Origin of the sequence: Paenibacillus sp. LHD-38 (genome assembly GCF_031157315.1) — a bacterium.
Taxonomy (GTDB): Bacteria; Bacillota; Bacilli; order Paenibacillales; family Paenibacillaceae; genus Pristimantibacillus.
In genome coordinates this window covers 1-1,279 of the sequence record NZ_JAVIFU010000130.1, presented here as the reverse complement: position 1 = coordinate 1,279, position 1,279 = coordinate 1, and the positions used below count along the sequence as shown (strand labels likewise).

General features: G+C 46.4%; 1 protein-coding gene. It reads left to right on the top strand.

The window, feature by feature from the left end; genetic code table 11:
• Positions 1-57 precede the first annotated feature (57 nt).
• Positions 58-1,204 (top strand): IS3 family transposase gene (locus RCO25_RS34550; protein WP_483874738.1). Its coding sequence is split into 2 segments (ribosomal slippage): positions 58-329 and positions 328-1,204, totalling 1,149 coding nucleotides; the frame shifts between segments, so codons are not numbered across the junction.
• Positions 1,205-1,279 lie beyond the last annotated feature (75 nt).

The window sequence follows — 1,279 nt, the reverse complement described above, 5'->3', positions numbered from 1 at the left end:
TATAATGCTCCCATAGGTTGAGACACGGGAGGAAGAAAAATAAGTTATAATGAAGCAATGGAAAAACGGAACCGATATACCTCAGAGTTTAAGACGAAGGTTGTACTGGAGGTCCTCCGTGAGGAGCAGACCGTAAACGAGATTAGTGCGAAATATGAACTAAGCCCGGTAATGGTTAGCCGGTGGAAAGCTGAGTTTTTAGAACGTGCATCCGTGGTATTTGAGAAGAAGACCAGTGAAGCAGAAAAACTGAAAAAGGAGTATGAGAGCAAGCAGGAACATCTAGAGAAGCTGGTAGGCCAACTTACGGTTGAGGTCGACTGGCTCAAAAAAAAATCTGGTCTTAAATGAACCTCTAGAAGCCCGAAAAGCCATGGTAGAACGCGATTGCGAAGCCATTACCATCAAGCGTCAGGCAGAGCTGCTAGGCGTGAACCGAACCAGCGTATACCGCGCTGACAAGGAACGTCATGAGAGCGAAGAAAATGTACAGATCATGCATCGGATTGATGAGATCTACATGTTGCATCCTTACTTCGGCTACCGGCGTATGACCAGATTCCTTCGAGATCAGGGCTTTGATGTCAATCGTAAGCGCGTACGGCGGCTGATGAGAATCATGGGACTCGAGGCCATCTATCCGAAGCCAAACTTAAGCAAACGCCTCCATGCCAAATACAAGCGCCCTTATCTCCTACGAGGTCTGAAAATAGATCGACCGAATCAAGTCTGGGGGATCGATATTACGTATCTCCGGATGGGCAATGGTTTCATGTACCTGTTCAACATCATCGACTGGTACAGCCGCAGAATCATTGATTACGAGATATCCAGCACACTCGAGAAAGGCTTTGTATTGAAGTGCCTCAAACGTGCATTCAGCCGCTGTAGGCCGGAGATTATGAATAGCGATCAAGGCTCCCATTTCACCAATGCAACCTATCTGGAACTGCTTGAGCAAGAAGGCGTTAAAGTGTCGATGGACGGTAAGGGACGAGCCACGGATAACAGCCGAACAGAGCGCTATTTCCGGTCACTCAAATACGAATGTATCTATCTCAATGAATTTGAAAACCCTCGCGCGTTGCGTAAAGGGATAGCTAGCTATGTCCAATTTTACAACCAAATTCGGCCTCATCAATCTCTCAATGGAGCAAAGCCAGATCAATTCTATGCTCACTCGATAGACCAAATCGCATCCTAAAATGCTTAATGACACGAGAAGGAGGACATAACTTATCCCTCAAAAATTCGTGTCTTGACAATGGGGGGCATTACA